The sequence below is a fragment of the Amycolatopsis viridis genome (assembly GCF_011758765.1).
GTDB classification, from domain to species: domain Bacteria; phylum Actinomycetota; class Actinomycetes; order Mycobacteriales; family Pseudonocardiaceae; genus Amycolatopsis_E; species Amycolatopsis_E viridis.
Genome location: NZ_JAANOU010000001.1, coordinates 4576130 through 4590289 on the forward strand (window position 1 = coordinate 4576130; position 14160 = coordinate 4590289).

A 14160-nucleotide genomic window follows, 5' to 3' on the forward strand; every position below is an offset into this window, starting at 1 on the left:
GCCACGCGTTCACCGGAACGTGGGTCAGCGAGCGGTCGCCACGATCTTCGCGCTACCCAGGACGAGATCACCGGCGGCGTCCGGCCGGTACAGCACCGCGACCTGCCCGGGCGCGACCCCGGTGAGCGGCTCGCGCAGCTGGATGCTCACCTGGTCGCCGTCGAGATCGGCAACGGCCCCGGCGAGACCACCGTGGGCGCGGACCTGGACCACGCACTCGGTGGGGCCGTCCAGCGGACGGGCCGGCCAGACCGGGCGATCGGCGCGGATCTCGCGGACCGTGAGCGCGTCGGCCGAGCCGACCTTGACCGTGCCGGACACCGGCTCCAGCGCCAGCACGTACCGCGGCTTGCCGTCCAGCACCGACCGGTCGATGCCCAGCCCCTTGCGCTGCCCGACGGTGAAGCCGTGCACGCCGGTGTGGCGGCCGAGCACGGCGCCGGTCTCGGCGTCCACCAGGTCGCCCGGCCGCTGTCCCAGGCGCTTCTCCAGGAACTTCTTGGTGTCGCCGTCGGGGATGAAGCAGATGTCGTGGCTGTCCGGCTTGCGCGCCACGGCGAGGCCACGGCGTTCGGCCTCCGCCCGGATGTCCGGCTTGCGGGTGTCGCCGACCGGGAACATCGAGTGCCGCAGCTGCTCGGGGGTCAGCGAGGCCAGCACGTAGGACTGGTCCTTGTCCTCGTCCACCGCCCGGCGCAGCTCCGGTTTGCCGTCCACAATGGACAGGCGGGCGTAGTGGCCGGTGGCGACCGCGTCGAAGCCCAGCGCCACCGCCTTGTCCAGCAGCGCCTCGAACTTGATCTTCTCGTTGCAGGTGACGCACGGGTTGGGCGTGCGGCCGGCGGCGTACTCGCCGACGAAGGTCTCGATGACCTCCTCGGTGAACCGCTCGGCGAAGTCCCACACGTAGAACGGGATGCCGAGGATGTCCGCGGCGCGGCGCGCGTCGTGCGAGTCCTCGATCGTGCAGCACCCGCGCGAACCGGTGCGCAGCGTGCCGGGCTTGGCCGACAGCGCCAGGTGCACGCCGACCACGTCGTGACCGGCCTCCACGGCGCGGGCCGCCGCCACGGCCGAGTCCACTCCCCCGCTCATCGCGGCCAGTACCCGCATCACACCTCCTGCTTGTTCTTGCGCAGCCCGGACAGGCCGGCTTGCCGCGCCCGCGCGACCACCGCGCCGATCTCCCGCGCCACCGCCGCCACGTCGTCCGGCGTGGACGTGTGGCCGAGCGAGAACCGCAGCGAGCCGCGGGCCGACGCCGCGTCGGCACCCATCGCGAGCAGCACGTGGCTGGGCTCCGCGACCCCGGCGGTGCACGCCGACCCGGTCGAGCACTCGATGCCCTTGGCGTCCAGCAGCATCAGCAGGCTGTCGCCGGCGCACCCGGGGAACGTGAAGTGCGCGATGCCGGGCAGCCGGCCTTCGCCGGTGGGCACGCCGTTGAGCACGGCATCGGGCACCTCGCGCCGGACGGCCTCGATCAACGCGTCCCGCAGGCCGCCGACCCGTTCGGCGTAGCGCGGCTGCTCACGCACCGCCTCCTCGACGGCCGTGGCGAACGCGCGGATGGCCGGCACGTCGAGCGTGCCCGAGCGGACGTCGCGCTCCTGCCCGCCGCCGTGCAACAGCGGCACACACGCGACCTCGCGGGACAGCACGAGCGCGCCGACGCCGTACGGGCCGCCGAGCTTGTGCCCGGTGAGGGTCAGCGCGGACACGCCGCTGCCGGCGAAGTGCACGGGCACGGCGCCCACGGCCTGCACGGCGTCGGTGTGCAGCGGGATGTCGTGCTCGGCGCAGATCGCGGCGAGGTCGGCCATCGGGTTGACCGTGCCCACCTCGTTGTTCGCCCACATGATGGTGACCAGTGCCACGTCGTCCGGATCGGCCTCGATGGCCTTGCGCAGCGTCTCCGGCAGCACACGGCCGTGCTCGTCCACGTCGAGCCAGGTCACCTCGGCCCTGGCGTGGTCGGCCAGCCACTGCACCGCGTCGAGCACGGCGTGGTGCTCCACGCTGCTGGCCAGCACCCGGCGGCGGTTCGGGTCGGCGCCCTGGCGTGCCCAGAAGATGCCCTTGACCGCGAGGTTGTCGCTTTCCGTGCCACCCGCGGTGAAGATGACCTCGGACGGGCGGGCACCGAGCGCCTCGCCGATGACCTCCCGCGCCTCCTCGACGGCGCGCCGGGCGCGGCGGCCGGAGGAATGCAGCGAGGAGGCGTTGCCCACGGTGGACAGCGCCTCGCTCATCGCCGTGATGGCGGACGGCGACATCGGTGTGGTCGCCGCGTGGTCGAGGTAGGTCATCGCTCCACCAGGGTAGACCGTGACGCGTCACCCCTGCCGGGGCCACCGCCGGGTGACCACGACGCCGAGCAGCGCGAGCGCGGCGAGCGTGAGCGCCAGCACACCGAGCGCCGGTGCGGGGTGGCCGGCCGAGGCGAGCAGACCGAGCAGGACACCGCCGAAACCGACGGTCAACGCCGAGGTGACCCAGTCGCCCAGCTGCATCGCCGACGTGTTGAACCCGCGCTCGTGCTCCGGCGAGAACCGCATCAACAGCACCGTGATCGACGGGTAGGCGATGCCCATGCCGGCCCCGGTGATCAGGCAGGCGACGAACGCGAGCCAGCCCGGGAACCACGGCTGCGCGGCGAACCCGAACAATGCGACACCGGCCGCCACCATGCCGAACCCGGTGCGCAGCAGCGTCTCGCGCGACCAGTCGGGGCGACGGCCCTGCACCGCCGAGGCCGCCGACCAGCTCAGCGCGCTCGCGGTCAGCGGGAGCCCGGCCAGCGCCGGGCTGTAGCCGTGCACCCTGGCCATCGCCAGCGGCAGGTACGCCTCCATCCCGGCGAACGCCCCGCCGAGCAGGGCGCGGGAGGCGACCACCGTGGGCAGGCCGGGGCGCGCGGTGACCGTCCCCGGCGGGACGAGACGGCGCACCGCGAGGGCGAGCACGACCAGACCGGCGGCGCCGTAGCCCAGCGCGCCCGGGCTGGGGTGCTGGGCGGCCCAGGTCAGCGCCGCCACCCCGGCTGCGGCACCGAGGGCCACGACGAAGCCCGCCCGGCGCTGTTCCGGCGCGGCGACGTGGGTGAGCCTGCGGGCGACCGGGACCAGCATGGCGAGCCCGAGCACGGCGAGCGGGGCGAGACCGAGGAACACCCAGCGCCAGCCGAGGTGCTCGGTGACCAGCCCGGCGACGGTCGGGCCGACGACAGCCGGGAGCACCCAGGCCGCCGCATTGGCCGCGTACATCACCGGCCGTTCGCGGTCGGTGTAGACGAGCGCGATGAGCAACGCGACGGCGACGAGGACGGTGCCCGAACCGAGGCCCTGCAGGACCCGCCCGGCGAGCAGGAGCGCCATGTGCGGTGCCGTGCCGGCGACGACCAGGCCCGCGAGGAACAGCGCGGGCCCGGCGAGCATCGGGATCGCGGGCCCGCGCCGGTCGCAGAACCGCCCGGACAACACGGTCGCCACCACGCTCGCGACCAGGAACGCGGTGAACGGCCAGGCGTAGAGGCGCTGCCCGTCCAGGTCGGCCACCATGGTGGGCATCGCGGTCGCGACACCCATGCTCTCGAAGGCGATCAGGGTGACGACCAGCAGGCTGGCCACGGTGGTCGTCCGGTGTTCGGCCGTCCACAGCACCCCCGGCCGCCGGGTTTCGGCGATCATGCGCCCAGACAAACACTTCCAGCGCGGTGGAGGTCAAGGACCAGCCCTGGCCCGCGAAGGTTCAGACGCGCGCGTAGCGCGGCGCGGGCAGCCGCCGTCGCGTCTGGGCCGGGACGGTGACGTTGCCCAGCGCCGCTTGCACGGACGCCTCCGCCAGCGCGGCCAGTTCCCGCCGGTCGCCCGCCCGCCCGGGCGCGATCTCCCCGCACACGGTCACTTCCAGCACCAGCCCCCGCAACGCGGCGACCCGCTTCAGCGAGTCGATCAGCGACTCCGGCCCGATGAACGCCGGCTGGGTCGTCTCCCGCCCGTCGGCGAGGCGGTAGCGCAGCGCGAGCGGGCGCACCGGGACACCGGCGTCGAGTGCGGCCTGGAAGGCCGCCGGGCGGAACCGGCCGGAGGCCCGGCCGCACCAGGTGGTGCCTTCCGGTGTGACGTTCACCAGCGAGCCGCCGCGCAACGCCGACGCCAGCTCGGCGACGGTCGCCGGCAACGTGGACAGCCGTTCCCGGTCCAGGAAGATGCTGCCGCCGCGCGCGACGAGCGTGCCGAGCACCGGCCAGCCCGCGATCTCCTGCTTCGCCAGCGCGCGCATCGGCCGCACGGCGCCGATCGCGACGACGTCCAGCCACGAGATGTGGTTGTTCACCACGAGCGCACCGCGCCCGCTGCCGTCGAGCCGCTCCCCGCGGACGACCAGCCGCACGCCGAACGCCCAGAGCACCCCGCGGAACACCAGGCGCGCCACCGGCTCGCGCAACCGCGGCACGAACAGCACCGGCAGTGCCGCGAACGCCAGCAGCACCACGGAGATCGCGGCGGCGAAGCGCAGCACCCGGCGCGGCCCGCCGACCGCCGGTGCGCCCGGCGTCAGGCACCCGGCACCGCACGGCGAAGCCGGCATCCAGGCGTGGCTCATGCCTGGTTCCCGAGGAAGAACTTGAGGTAGCGCTCGTCGAGCTGCTGCAGGTCGAGCAGCGTGAAGAAGTCGGCCACACCGAAGTCCGGGTCGTGGGCGGCCGGCCCGCACACCTTCGCGCCGAGCCGGGTGTAGCCCTTGATCAGCGGCGGCAGCACCGACCGGGACGGCCGCGGGATGCCCGCGTCCTGCCACGGGTTCAGCGGCGTCACGCGCTGCGAGCCGGGCGCGTAGTGCTTGGCGCGCAGGACGTCCCACACCCCGGCGGCGTAGGAACCGCCGTCGGTGAGCGGCACCGACGCGCAGCCGCCGAGGTAGCGGTGCCCGGACAACAGCATGTAGCGCCCGATCCCGGCCCACACCAGGCTCACCACCGCACCCGAGCGGTGGTCGGGGTGCACGCACGACCGGCCGGTCTCGACCAGGGAACCGCGGATGCCGGCGAGGCTGGACAGGTCGAACTCGGTCTCGGCGTAGAGGCGCCCGGCCTGCCGCGCGCGGTCCGGCGGGAGCATCCGGTAGGTGCCCACGATTTCGCCGGTGTTGTCGTCGCGGACCACCAGGTGGTCGCAGAACTCGTCGAACTCGTCGGCGTCCAGCCCGGGCGCGGAATGCAGCCGCGCCCCCATTTCCTCGGCGAAGACCCGGTAGCGGAGCCGCTGGGCGGCGACGACCTCGTCGTTGTCGTAGGCGACGAGGAGGGAGTAGCGGGCAGCGCCCTCGGGCGACTGGCCGTCCTGGCTGTCGGTGCTGACGAGCAACTGGGACCGCGTCATACCTGTAGGTGTACCGGCGGGAAGGAAACCGTCAGGAGGGTCATCGCGTGTCCACCTCGTGCACGTTCGGTGAACCACCGGTTCTCAGGCTTCTCTCAGAAACCCCGCGTGATCTTGCTCAAGTCATGAGATCCACTCGATCGGGGTACGTCGGCTCGGGACGTGATGCCTACCGGAAGTGAGAGGGATGGCCGGCAGCTGGTTGCGGATCGTGGTGGCGCTGGGAGCGGCGACGGTGGTGTTCGGCCTGTTCCTGGCCGTGGAGTACGTGCTGCGGCGGGCCCTGCGCCGGCTCGGCCGGCGCGCGGTCGTGCTCGGCGAGCTCGCCGTGCACATCCACCGGCCGCTGCGCTGGTTCGGGGCGATGGTGGTCCTGCGCATCACCGTGCTCGTCGCCCTGCCCACCGGCTCGTGGCGCGACGTCACCTCGCACCTGCTGACTCTGGCCCTGATCGGGACCGGGGCGTGGCTACTCGCCGGGGTGCTGACCGCGATCGAGCAGACGATGCTCAACCGCTGGCGCGTCGACGTCGCCGACAACCGGCACGCGCGCCGCATGCAGACCCAGATCCGGCTCGTGCGGCGCGTGATCGTGGCCGCGATCGCGGTGCTCGCGCTGGGCGCGATGCTGATGACCTTCCCCGGGCTGCGCACGGCGGGCACCAGCCTGCTCGCCTCCGCCGGGGTCATCGGCGCGATCGCGGCGCTGGCCGCGCAATCCTTGCTGGGCAACGTGTTCGCCGGGCTGCAGATCGCGTTCAGCGACGCGATCCGGCTGGACGACGTGGTGATCGTGGAGAAGGAGTGGGGCCGCGTCGAGGACATCACGCTGACCTACCTGGTGGTGCACCTGTGGGACGACCGGCGCCTGGTGATCCCGACCGCCCAGTTCATGTCGCAGCCGTTCGAGAACTGGACCCGTCGTGACGCCGCGCTGCTCGGCACGGTGGAGCTGGACGTGGACTGGACCATGCCGGTCGACCAGATGCGTGCGGAGCTGCGCCGGATCGTGGAGTCGACCGACCTGTGGGACGGCCGGGTGAGCGTGTTGCAGGTGACCGACGCGACGCACACGCTGGTGCGGGTGCGTGCGCTGGTGAGCGCGGTGGACGCGCCGACCCTGTGGGATCTGCGGTGCCTGGTGCGGGAACGGCTGGTGCACTGGGTCCGCGGCAAGCACCCCTACGCGGTGCCGCGGCTGCGCGCCGAGCAGGTGCCGGGCACTCTGGCCCACCGGGTGGAGGAGCAGCCGCCCGGCCACGACGCCCGGGTGTTCGGCGACAGCGTCGACGGCGTGGTGCGCGAGCACGCGTTCAACGGGCCGGGGAAGTCCTGACGCCCCGCACGCGGGCACGCGGGCGACCAACCGTCCACAGTGTCCACGTGTCGGTAGTGGCCCGGCGAACGCCGGAGGGCCACCGCCGGATGCCGGCGATGGCCCTCGGGCAGTGCGCGAGACGTCAGCTCTTGCGCTTGGTGACCTCTTCGGTCAGCTGCGGCGCGACGTTGAACAGGTCGCCCACGACCCCGAAGTCGGCGATCTCGAAGATCGGCGCCTCCGGGTCCTTGTTGACCGCGACGATCGTCTTCGAGGTCTGCATGCCGGCCCGGTGCTGGATCGCGCCGGAGATGCCCAGCGCGACGTACAGCTGCGGCGAAACCGTCTTGCCGGTCTGGCCGACCTGGAACTGCGCCGGGTAGTAGCCGGAGTCGACCGCGGCGCGCGAGGCACCGACCGCGGCGCCGAGCGAGTCGGCCAGCTTTTCCACGACCTCGAACTTCTCGGCCGAACCGACACCGCGGCCACCCGAGACCACGATGGTCGCCTCGGTCAGCTCAGGCCGGTCACCGCCGACGACCGGCTCGACACCGGTGATCTTCGCGGACTTGGCGGCGTCCACCGCGGGCAGCTCGACGGTCTCCTCCGCCGCCGCGCCCTCGGCCTGCGCGGCCTCGACCGCACCGGGCCGCACCGAGATGATCGGCAGCCCCTGGGCCTTCGACTTCACCGAGTACGCGCCACCGAAGATGGACTGCTCCACGGTGCCGTCGGAGTTCACGCCGACCGCGTCGTAGACCAGGCCACCGCCGACGCGGATCGCCAGGCGCCCGGAGACCTCCTTGCCCTCGGCGGACGCCGTGACGAGCACCGCCGCCGGGGAGGTCTGCTCGACCAGCTTGGCCAGCGCGTCGACCTTCGGGGTCACCAGGTAGTTCGCCGCGTCCTCGGACTCGGCCACGTACACCTTCTGCGCGCCGTAGGCGCCCAGCTGCTCCTTGAACTTGCCGGCGGTGCCCGGGGCACCGACGACGACGGCCGACGGCTCGCCCAGCTCACGGGCGGCGGTCAGCGCTTCCAGCGTGGTCTTCTTCAGCTCGCCGTTCAGGTGGTCGACGAGAACCAGAACTTCAGCCATTGCTCCGTTGCTCCTGCCTCAGATGATCTTCTGGCCGACCAGGTACTCGGCGATCTTGACGCCGCCGTCGCCCTCGTCCTCGACGCGCTCACCCGCGGTGCGCGGGGGCTTCGGCGCCGCTTCGACCACAGTGGACAGCGCGCTGCCCAGGCCGACCGCACCCGCGTCCACGCCGAGGTCGGCGATCGTCAGGGTCTCGACCGGCTTCTTCTTCGCGGCCATGATGCCCTTGAAGGACGGGTACCGCGGTTCGTTGATCTTCTCGGTGACGCTGACCACCGCCGGCAGGCTCGCCTCGAGGTGGGTCAGGCCGTCGTCGGTCTCCCGGTCCGCCTTGACCGTGCCGCCCTCGACGGTCAGCGACCGCACCTGGGTCAGCTGCGGCAGGCCGAGGAGTTCGGCCAGCATCGCGGGGATCGCACCGGCGCGGCCGTCGGAGGCCTCGTTGCCGGCGATGACCAGGTCGAAGCCCTCGACCTTGCCGACGGCGGCAGCGAGCACCTTGGCGGTGGCCACGGCGTCGGAGCCGTGCAGTGCCTCGTCGGAGACGTGGATCGCCTTGTCCGCACCCATGGACAGGGCCTTGCGGATGGCGTCGGTGGCGCGGTCCGGGCCGACCGAGATCACGGTGACCTCGCCCTCGCCGGCTTCCTTGATCTTCAGCGCCTCCTCGACGGCCTTCTCGTTGATCTCGTCGAGCACGGCGTCCGCGGATTCGCGGTCAAGCGTGTGGTCACCGTCGGAGAGCTTGCGTTCCGAATAGGTGTCCGGTACCTGCTTGACCAGGACAACGATGTTCGTCATTGGTCCCCTTCGACCTCCCTGAACCAGCCTTACTGGTCGGTAGCGTAGGGAGATTTCGCTGTCCTGACGCCCCGAGGTGACGGCATTCACCCGGAATCCCGACTTACCGGGACGATCGTTCAGCTTTATCTCCGACCCCCTCAGGCTACCCGGGTGCCGGCCGGCGCGGACGGGTTACCCGCATGGCGCTTTCCGTCTAACCTCACATCCCGTGTCCCACGTCGCCATCGTCACCGATTCGACCGCATCCATCCCGGAGCAGCTCCGCAGGCAGTGGGACATCACTGTGATCCAGCTCCAGCTGCAGGTCGGGGACCACGCCGACGCGGAGAACCGCTTCGACCGCGGCGATCTCGCGGCCGCCTTGCGGGCCGGCCGGCGGATCAGCACCAATCCCCCGGATCCCGGGGCGTTCTTCTGGGCCTACCAGCAGGCCGCGAGCGCCGGGGCGAGCGCCGTGGTCAGCCTGCACATCTCGCAGCGCATGTCCGGGACCCTGCAGGCCGCGCAGGAGGCGGCCCGGCAGGCGCAGATCCCGGTCTACCCGGTGGACAGCGGCACGACCGGGATGAGCCTGGGGTTCGCGGTGCTGTCGGCGGCCAGGGCCGCGGCCGCGGGCGGGCGGGTCGAGCGGGTGCTCGAGGCGGCACAACGCCGGTTTTCCACCAGCAGCGAGCTGGTCTACGTCGACACGCTGGAGTACCTGCGCCGCGGCGGCCGTATCGGGGGCGCGGCGGCGCTGCTGGGGACCGCGCTGTCGATCAAGCCGCTGCTCACCGTGCGCGACGGCGAAGTGGCCCCGCTGACCCGGGCGGTCGGCAGCAGGCGGGCGCTCGCGAAGCTGGTCGACCTGGCTGCCGAGCGGGCCGGGAACCGCCCCGCCGACCTGGCGATCTCGTGCTTCCGCCCCAGCGAGCGGGAGCTGGCGCTGGTGCAGCAGCTGCGGGAACGGGTCCGCAATCTCAAGGAGCTGAGCATCGTCGAGGCCAGCACCGTGATCGGCGCGCATGTCGGCCCGGGTGCGCTGAGCATCACGGTCTCCGCGGGGTAGCCGCGGAACCGGCGGGGTAACCGGTTCGTTGACCCGGTGACGAAACCGGCAAATCGCCCCGGAGGACTCCATGGCTTCACTGTTCGGCAAGATCGCCCGCTTCGCCGGCTCGCCGCAGGGCCGGCGCGCCATCCAGCAGGCGAAGGAGTTCGCGAACGACCCGCGGCGCCGCGCGCAGGCGAAGTCCGCGTTCGACAAGCTCAAGGCCCGGGTGAACGGACGTGGTCCCCGGCCGCACTGACCCTCCCCGGCATTACCACCCAGTAGGGTCGCCTGGGTGAGCACGTCACGCGCCGAAGCACTGCACCTGACCGGGGAACGCACCGTTCCCGGCGTCGCCGAGGAGAACTACTGGTTCCGGCGGCACGAGGCGGCCTACCACGCGCTGCTGCCGTGGTGCGCGGACGCGGTCGTCCTGGAGGCCGGGTGCGGTGAGGGCTACGGCGCCGGCCTGATCGCCACCACGGCGCGCACCGTGCTCGCGCTCGACTACGACCAGCCGACGATCGAGCACGTCGCCCGGCGCTACCCCCAGGTGTGGACGGCGCGGGGAAACCTCGTGCACCTGCCGGTGCGCGAGGCGTCCGTCGACGTGGTCGCGAACTTCCAGGTCATCGAGCACCTGTGGGACCAGGGCGCGTTCCTCGCCGAATGCCGGCGGGTGCTGCGGCCGGGCGGCCGGCTGCTGGTGACCACGCCGAACCGGCTCACCTTCACCCCGGACAGCGACACGCCGCTGAACCCGTTCCACACCAGGGAACTCGCGCCGGCCGAGTTGCATTCGCTGTTGCGCGAGGCGGGTTTCGCGGTCGAGTCGATGCACGGGCTGCACCACGGCCCGGGTGTGCGGGCACTGGACACCCGCTACGGCGGATCGGTCATCGACGCGCAACTGGAGGTCGTGATGGGCCACCTGCCCGGACAGGCTCCGTGGCCGCCGGAGCTGCTCGCCGACATCGCGTCGATCCGGGCGGCGGATTTCGAGATCCACGATCAGCGTCTGGACGAGAGCCTGGACCTGGTCGCGGTGGCGGTGCGGCCGTGACCGGCGAGGGGACGTTCTGCCTGGTCCTGCACAGCCATCTGCCGTGGCTGCCGCACCACGGGTCGTGGCCGGTCGGCGAGGAGTGGCTGTACCAGGCGTGGGCCCACTCGTACCTGCCGGTGGCGGACCTGTTGCACCGGTTCGCGGCCAAGGGCAGGCGGGACGTGCTGACGCTGGGTGTGACGCCGGTGCTGGCGGCGCAGCTGGACGATCCGTACGCGTTGCGGGCGTTCCACGAGTGGCTCGGGCACTGGCAGCTGCGGACGGTGCAGGCGGGGACGTTGTGGCGTGCCGACCCGTTGCTGAGTGAGCTTGCCGCGGTGGAGTACCGCACGGCGACGCGCGCGTTGGCGGACTTCGAAACCCGGTGGCGGCACGGCTTTTCCCCGTTGCTCCGGTCGCTTGTGGACTCCGACGTGATCGAGCTGCTGGGCGGCCCGTACGCGCACCCGTTCCAGCCGTTGCTGGAACCGCGGATCCGGTCGTTCTTCCTGCGGGGCGGCCTCGCGGACACAGCGCTTCGCACCGGGCACCGGCCGGCCGGGATCTGGGCGCCGGAGTGTGGTTACGCGCCCGGTATGGAGGACGGCTACGCGGCGGCCGGGGTGCGGTGGTTCCTGGTGGACGGTCCGGCGCTGCACGGGGACACCGCGTTCGCGCGGCCGGTGGGTTCGTCGGACGTGCTGTGCTTCGGGCGGGACCTCGACGTCACCTACCGGGTGTGGTCGCCGCGCGCGGGCTATCCGGGGCACGCGCACTACCGGGATTTCCACACGTGGGCGCACGAGGTGGGGTTGAAACCGGCGCGGGTGACGGGCAAACAGGTGGAGCCGGCGGACAAGGCACCGTACGACCCGGCGCTGGCGGCGGACACGGTGCGCACCCACGTGAAGGACTTCGTCGAAACCGTGGTGTCGAGGCTGCGCGCGTTGCGCTCGGCGCACGGCCGGGAAGCGATGGTGGTGGCGGCGTACGACACCGAGTTGTTCGGCCACTGGTGGCACGAGGGCCCGGCGTGGCTGGAGGGCGTGCTGCGGGCGCTGCCGGAGGCAGGGGTGCGGGTGACCACCCTGCGGGGCGCGGTGGAGGCCGGGCTCGTCGGAGCGCCGGTGGAGCTGCCCGCGTCGTCGTGGGGGTCGGGCAAGGACTGGCGCGTCTGGGACGGCGAACAGGTGGCCGACATGGTGGCCGACAACGCCGCGTTGCAGCAGCGGCTGCTGGCGCTGCCCCGTCTGGACGCGCGCGACCGGGTGGCGGACTGGGCCGTCGGCGAGGCGATGATGGCCCTGTCGAGCGACTGGGCGTTCATGGTGACGAAGGACAGCGCAGCGGACTACGCCCGCCGCCGCGCCGCCGTGCACACGTCCCGCTTCGACGAGCTGGCCGGGTGGATCGGCCGCGGCCCCCTGCCGGCCGCCGTGGAGCGCTGGGCACGTCAGGACAACCCCTTCGGCCAACTGGACGCACGACTGCTCTGACGGAAACCGCGGAACCGGCCACCGATCGTGGCCTCGGCCGAGCTGGTCGGGTTTCGCCGCCGCGGCCGACTGTTTGCCGCCCACCGCAGCGTGTTCGCCACCCCGGCCAGCGTGTTCACCGCTCCGGCCGGCGTGTTGTTCACCGCTCCGGCCGGCGTGTTTGCCACCCCGGCCGGCGTGTTCGCCGCTCCGGCCGGCGTGTTCGCCACTCCGGCCAGCGTGTTCCCCACTCCGGCCAGCGTGTTTGCCACCCCGGCCGGCGCGTTTGCCGCTCCGGCTGGAGTGTTCGCCACCCCGGCCGGCGTGTTTGCAGCTCCGGCTGGAGTGTTTGCCGGCCGGGCCGGCGTGTTTGCCACCCCGGCCATCCCTCGCCGGCCATCCCTCGCCGCTCCCACCGGTCCCACCGCCGCTCCCACCGGTCCCACCGCCGCTCCCACCGGTCCGCCGCGGCTCCCGGCTGCCGCACCACCCTGGTGCAGCTCCCGGCGCCCCTCGGTCACCAGAAGCCGGACGCCAGCCATGACTTGTGATCGACATCACGCTCGCCCACGCGGGTCGTTCAGGCGGTTCTGTTCTTAGTTGACCAGTGAGTAACCTCCTGGCATGCGCGTGCTGATGCTGTCCTGGGAGTACCCGCCCGTCGTGGTCGGCGGGCTCGCTCGCCATGTGCACGCGCTGGCCCGGCACCTCGCCGGGGACGGGCACGAGGTCGTGGTGCTCTCCCGCCACCCGGCCGGCACCGACGCCCACACGCATCCCACGACCGACCTCGTGGTCGAGGGCGTGCGGGTGATCCGGGTGGCCGAGGACCCGATGCACGTGACGTTCGAGCGCGACCTGGTGGCGTGGACGCTGGCGATGGGTCACGCCATGGTCCGCGCCGGGCTCGAGCTGGCGCGGACGTGGCAGCCGGACGTCGTGCACGCCCACGACTGGCTGGTGGCGCACCCGGCGATCAGCTTGGCGGGCACCCTGCGCCGACCGCTGGTGGGGACGGTCCACGCCACGGAAGCCGGCCGTCATTCCGGGTGGTTGTCGCAACCGCTCAACCAGCAGGTGCACTCGGTGGAGTGGTGGCTGGCGAACCGGTCGGACGCGCTGATCACCTGCTCCCAGGCGATGCGCGCCGAGGTCGCGAAGCTGTTCGACGTCTCCGCGGACGAGATCACGGTCATCCACAACGGCATCGAGGAACGGGGCTGGCAGGTCGCGGCGGACGAGATCTCGCGGGCGCGGGAGAAGTACGTGCCGGGCGGTGAGCCGTTGTTGTTGTTCTTCGGGCGCCTGGAGTGGGAGAAGGGGGTCCAGGACCTGATCGCGGCGCTGCCGAAGATCCGGCGTGCGCATCGCGGGACGCGGCTGGTCGTCGCCGGGCGGGGACGGCATCTGGACGAGCTGGTCAAGCAGGTGCGGCGGATGCGGATGCAGCACGCGGTGGAGTTCGCCGGCCATCTGCGGGACCGCGAGTTGCGTGCGGTGCTGGCGGCGGCGGACGCGGTGGTGCTGCCCAGCCGGTACGAGCCGTTCGGGATCGTCGCGCTCGAAGCGGCGGCCGCGCGGGCACCGCTGGTGGCTTCGACGGCAGGCGGACTGGGCGAGGTCGTCGTCGACGGTGTCACCGGGTTGTCGTTCTCCCCCGGGGACGTGGCTGCACTGACGACGGCGGTGAATTCGGTGCTCCGCGATCGCGACGCCGCGGCGAGGCGGGCCCGCACCGCGCAGGCCCGCCTCGCCGACGACTTCGACTGGGCCCGGATCGCCGCGACGACCGTGGAGGTTTATCGCCGGGCGCGGGTCCGCGATCACGGTGAGCTCGGCCGCCCCAAGATCCCGACGGGCAACGTGCTCAACCCGGAACCGCCGCAAGCCCCCGCGCCCCGGAACACCCCGGCAGCGCGGAACACGCCGACGCCGCGGAAGCGCGTGCCGCACGGAACATCAGCGGGGGCACGCAAGTCCGTGCGCTGACCATCCCCCCGTC

Annotated in this window: 13 protein-coding genes; 6 read left to right on the forward strand and 7 right to left on the reverse strand. The window is 72.5% G+C overall.

All coding sequences use genetic code 11. The annotated features are described in order from the left end of the window. Window positions 1–24: 24 nt before the first annotated feature. From mnmA to FHX46_RS22625, 5 genes are all read right to left on the reverse strand, one after another. A complete protein-coding gene (gene mnmA, locus FHX46_RS22605; RefSeq protein WP_167118611.1) occupies window positions 25–1113 on the reverse strand; it encodes a tRNA 2-thiouridine(34) synthase MnmA in 1089 nt (362 codons plus the stop codon). Beyond that, entirely contained in the window at window positions 1113–2309 is a 1197-nt protein-coding gene (locus FHX46_RS22610) for a cysteine desulfurase family protein (RefSeq protein WP_167118614.1), read from the reverse strand. The genes mnmA and FHX46_RS22610 overlap by 1 nt, the downstream gene beginning before the upstream one ends. 27 nt (window positions 2310–2336) lie before the next feature. Beyond that, window positions 2337–3689 (reverse strand): MFS transporter, encoded by a 1353-nt coding sequence (locus FHX46_RS22615; protein WP_167118617.1) that lies wholly within the window; start codon window positions 3687–3689, stop codon window positions 2337–2339. Between the two features lie 61 nt (window positions 3690–3750). Then, entirely contained in the window at window positions 3751–4608 is an 858-nt protein-coding gene (locus tag FHX46_RS22620) for a lysophospholipid acyltransferase family protein (protein ID WP_167118620.1), read from the reverse strand. Further along, window positions 4605–5384 carry a GNAT family N-acetyltransferase gene (locus FHX46_RS22625; protein ID WP_167118623.1) on the reverse strand — a complete coding sequence of 260 codons (780 nt, stop codon included), beginning with the start codon at window positions 5382–5384 and terminating at the stop codon, window positions 4605–4607. Before FHX46_RS22625 ends, FHX46_RS22620 begins: the two co-directional genes overlap by 4 nt. Before the next feature lie 187 nt (window positions 5385–5571). Here FHX46_RS22625 and FHX46_RS22630 point away from each other — a divergent pair, with 187 nt between their 5' ends. Further along, a complete protein-coding gene (locus FHX46_RS22630) occupies window positions 5572–6720 on the forward strand; it encodes a mechanosensitive ion channel family protein (RefSeq protein WP_167118626.1) in 1149 nt (382 codons plus the stop codon). Between the two features lie 124 nt (window positions 6721–6844). Here FHX46_RS22630 and FHX46_RS22635 read toward each other — a convergent pair whose 3' ends face one another. Then, entirely contained in the window at window positions 6845–7801 is a 957-nt protein-coding gene (locus FHX46_RS22635) for an electron transfer flavoprotein subunit alpha/FixB family protein (protein WP_167118630.1), read from the reverse strand. Window positions 7802–7819: 18 nt separating this feature from the next. Beyond that, the gene (locus tag FHX46_RS22640) at window positions 7820–8605 is read right to left on the reverse strand and encodes an electron transfer flavoprotein subunit beta/FixA family protein (RefSeq protein ID WP_167118632.1); all 786 of its coding nucleotides are present in this window, start codon (window positions 8603–8605) and stop codon (window positions 7820–7822) included. 211 nt (window positions 8606–8816) lie between these two features. Between FHX46_RS22640 and FHX46_RS22645 the strand changes: the two genes are divergently transcribed. The 5 genes from FHX46_RS22645 to FHX46_RS22665 all read left to right on the forward strand — a co-directional run bounded on the left by FHX46_RS22645 (window position 8817) and on the right by FHX46_RS22665 (window position 14147). Then, complete coding sequence (locus FHX46_RS22645) at window positions 8817–9656, forward strand: DegV family protein (RefSeq protein WP_167118635.1); 840 nt, start codon at window positions 8817–8819, stop codon at window positions 9654–9656. 70 nt (window positions 9657–9726) lie between these two features. Further along, window positions 9727–9897 (forward strand): hypothetical protein, encoded by a 171-nt coding sequence (locus FHX46_RS22650; RefSeq protein ID WP_167118638.1) that lies wholly within the window; start codon window positions 9727–9729, stop codon window positions 9895–9897. A 36-nt stretch (window positions 9898–9933) separates the two neighbouring features. Further along, window positions 9934–10701 (forward strand): class I SAM-dependent methyltransferase, encoded by a 768-nt coding sequence (locus FHX46_RS22655; RefSeq protein WP_167118641.1) that lies wholly within the window; start codon window positions 9934–9936, stop codon window positions 10699–10701. After that, window positions 10698–12179, forward strand: a complete 1482-nt coding sequence (locus FHX46_RS22660; protein WP_167118644.1) for a 1,4-alpha-glucan branching protein domain-containing protein — start codon at window positions 10698–10700, stop codon at window positions 12177–12179. Before FHX46_RS22655 ends, FHX46_RS22660 begins: the two co-directional genes overlap by 4 nt. 603 nt (window positions 12180–12782) lie before the next feature. Then, window positions 12783–14147, forward strand: a complete 1365-nt coding sequence (locus FHX46_RS22665) for a glycosyltransferase family 4 protein (RefSeq protein WP_243871325.1) — start codon at window positions 12783–12785, stop codon at window positions 14145–14147. Window positions 14148–14160: the final 13 nt, after the last annotated feature.

What these genes read in the sequence shown, in the direction of transcription:
- mnmA (WP_167118611.1), bottom strand. Translation starts at nt 1,113, where the DNA reads ATGCGGGTACTGGCCGCGATGAGCGGGGGAGTGGACTCGGCCGTGGCG.
- FHX46_RS22610 (WP_167118614.1), bottom strand. Translation starts at nt 2,309, where the DNA reads ATGACCTACCTCGACCACGCGGCGACCACACCGATGTCGCCGTCCGCC.
- FHX46_RS22615 (WP_167118617.1), bottom strand. Translation starts at nt 3,689, where the DNA reads ATGATCGCCGAAACCCGGCGGCCGGGGGTGCTGTGGACGGCCGAACAC.
- FHX46_RS22620 (WP_167118620.1), bottom strand. Translation starts at nt 4,608, where the DNA reads ATGAGCCACGCCTGGATGCCGGCTTCGCCGTGCGGTGCCGGGTGCCTG.
- FHX46_RS22625 (WP_167118623.1), bottom strand. Translation starts at nt 5,384, where the DNA reads ATGACGCGGTCCCAGTTGCTCGTCAGCACCGACAGCCAGGACGGCCAG.
- FHX46_RS22630 (WP_167118626.1), top strand. Translation starts at nt 5,572, where the DNA reads ATGGCCGGCAGCTGGTTGCGGATCGTGGTGGCGCTGGGAGCGGCGACG.
- FHX46_RS22635 (WP_167118630.1), bottom strand. Translation starts at nt 7,801, where the DNA reads ATGGCTGAAGTTCTGGTTCTCGTCGACCACCTGAACGGCGAGCTGAAG.
- FHX46_RS22640 (WP_167118632.1), bottom strand. Translation starts at nt 8,605, where the DNA reads ATGACGAACATCGTTGTCCTGGTCAAGCAGGTACCGGACACCTATTCG.
- FHX46_RS22650 (WP_167118638.1), top strand. Translation starts at nt 9,727, where the DNA reads ATGGCTTCACTGTTCGGCAAGATCGCCCGCTTCGCCGGCTCGCCGCAG.
- FHX46_RS22665 (WP_243871325.1), top strand. Translation starts at nt 12,783, where the DNA reads ATGCGCGTGCTGATGCTGTCCTGGGAGTACCCGCCCGTCGTGGTCGGC.